Origin of the sequence: Pseudorhodoferax sp. Leaf274 (assembly GCF_001422445.1) — a bacterium.
Taxonomy (GTDB): Bacteria; Pseudomonadota; Gammaproteobacteria; order Burkholderiales; family Burkholderiaceae_C; genus Pseudorhodoferax.
Genome location: NZ_LMNA01000024.1, coordinates 1 through 2,050, shown reverse-complemented (window position 1 = coordinate 2,050; position 2,050 = coordinate 1). Strand labels below are relative to the sequence as shown.

Below are 2,050 nucleotides of genomic sequence, written 5' to 3'. Positions count from 1 at the left end.
GCCGTGAAGTTCTTCTACGAGCTGGACCGCCCCGAGCGTGCCGTGGAACTGGCCTTCGAGGGCTACGTAAAAGAGGTGCGCGAGAAGTCCGGGTACACSGTGCTGCTGGGCGCCGCCGGCTGACAGGAGACGCGCCATGACCATGCGCCACACCGGCATCGTGCACATGCGCAAGTCCAAGCCCACAGGCATCGTGTCGGCATCGGGCACGTTCGTCGCCACGCTACCGGTGCTGGACGCATGGGGAACCCATGCACGCGAGCCCTGGCGGCTGATCTGGGCGGGCGACGAGGCCCGCGCCTGGTGGGACCGCGAGGGCCACACGCTGCAACCCGGCGACACCCTGCAGGTGGAGCTGGAGAAGGTGCGCGTGCACGCCGAAGGCAAGGGCTGGGACGCCAAAACCGAGATCCACGCACACGTCCTGGCCGCACAGCTGGTCAAACGCGCAAAGAACGAAGCGGCAGCCGCAGCCTGACCCGGCATCGCCCCCCACCAAAACCACCACTCGCCGAAGCATGAAGCGCATCTACATCGCCGGCCCGATGACGGGCCACCCCGAACTCAACTTCCCCGCATTCCACGCCGAGGCAGCCCGCTTGCGCGGCCTGGGGTTCGACGTGGTCAATCCCGCCGAGATCAACACCGACCCCAACGCGGGCTGGCAGACCTGCATGCGCGACGACATCGCACAGCTGGTGCGCTGTGACGGTGTGGCCACCCTGCCCGGCTGGCAGCGCTCGCGCGGCGCCAGCATTGAGGTGGGGCTGGCCCAGGGCCTGGAAATGCCCGTGGTCGAGGCCGCCGCGCTGGTGGCGCGGTGCTCCGCATGAGCCCGCTCGGAAAGATCCGGAGCAACTGCACGCTGCGCGGCAAGCACTGGCTGTGGCGTGGCGCGCTGTCGCACAAATGCCCCGCCATGCACCATGAGGGCCGCACAGTGGCCGTGCGTCGCGTCATCCTGGAAATCAGGGACGGCGAGCCACTGCCCGTCGGCGCGAAGGCACTGACCAGCTGCGAGCACCACCACTGCGTCAGCCCGCACTGCGCGGTAAGCGGCACGCAGTCCGATGTCTGCTCGCGCATTGCAGAGCGCATGTCCGATACGGCCAAGCATGTGCTGGCAGGCCGCCGTGCAGCAACGGCGCGCCGGCGCGCCACCCTCAGTGCCGCGGACGTGGAGCGGCTTCGCACCAGCAGCGAGCGCATGGTCGACATGGCTGCCGCACTGGGCATCACCGAGGCCCACGGGTACAAGGTGCGCAACCACAAGCGCTGGCGCGACTTCACAGCGCCGCACTTCCTTGGCCTGGGGGCGGCCCAATGAAAACCGCACATAGAAATGCGGCGCGCGCCAAGCGCGAAGGACTACCGAAGTTCTGGCTACGCGCAGCACCCGAGAGCCGGCGCACGACGGGCAAGGTGGCGTGCCTGGATCTGGTCGACCGCTTCACCAGCGGCAAGGCCACGGCCGACGACATGTGGGACTGGATCGAGACCGGCTTCATGGCGTCGCACATGGTGCACCTGCTGGCCACGCAGGAGGCGGTCGAGTTCACCGAGGAGGCAATGGCAGCGGTGGCCGAGCAGTTGAACACCTTTGCCAACGTGACCGGCCGCCACCGACGCACGGGCCGCGTTGGCTTCAACTCCGCCGAGCTGCTGGCCGCCCGCGCGGCCGCCGAGGTGATCAGCGGCCTGCTGGACATGGACCGGCACGGCATCGCCGAACGAGCGGCCCACTGGGGCCACGAGCAAGCGCAGATCCTGCGCAGGAGATTCGGGACATGAGCAGCATCCACACCCCGGCGGCCAAGCCGCATCCCGCACACACCGCGGCCGGCCTCGTGCGTCGCTGGGAGGACTGCCTCGCGCCGCACGATCTACCCCAGTGGGCGGAAGACGCAGCACTGACGATGCGCGCGCTGGCGGCCCAGCACACCGCACCCCGTGAGGAAGATGGTGGGACCGCGCGGGCGGCCTTCGAGGCCCGGTTCTCGGCCGAGCCGCACGGGCTTCGCATGGACCGCTGGGGCAGCCGAGCCGCACT

General features: G+C 69.3%; 5 protein-coding genes. All 5 read left to right on the top strand.

Annotation, left to right across the window (positions count from 1 at the left end):
• Positions 1 to 136: 136 nt before the first annotated feature.
• The gene (locus ASF44_RS19125) at positions 137 to 478 is read left to right on the top strand and encodes a hypothetical protein (protein WP_056900842.1); all 342 of its coding nucleotides are present in this window, start codon (positions 137 to 139) and stop codon (positions 476 to 478) included.
• Positions 479 to 518: 40 nt separating this feature from the next.
• Positions 519 to 833, top strand: a complete 315-nt coding sequence (locus ASF44_RS19120) for a DUF4406 domain-containing protein (protein ID WP_056900841.1) — start codon at positions 519 to 521, stop codon at positions 831 to 833.
• A gap of 86 nt (positions 834 to 919) precedes the next feature.
• Entirely contained in the window at positions 920 to 1,327 is a 408-nt protein-coding gene (locus ASF44_RS19115) for a hypothetical protein (protein ID WP_162243841.1), read from the top strand.
• Positions 1,324 to 1,791, top strand: a complete 468-nt coding sequence (locus ASF44_RS19110) for a hypothetical protein (protein ID WP_156374595.1) — start codon at positions 1,324 to 1,326, stop codon at positions 1,789 to 1,791. The genes ASF44_RS19115 and ASF44_RS19110 overlap by 4 nt, the downstream gene beginning before the upstream one ends.
• Positions 1,788 to 2,050, top strand: a 263-nt coding sequence (locus tag ASF44_RS19105; RefSeq protein WP_156374594.1) for a hypothetical protein, incomplete at its 3' end; no start/stop codon positions are given. The genes ASF44_RS19110 and ASF44_RS19105, both read left to right, overlap by 4 nt.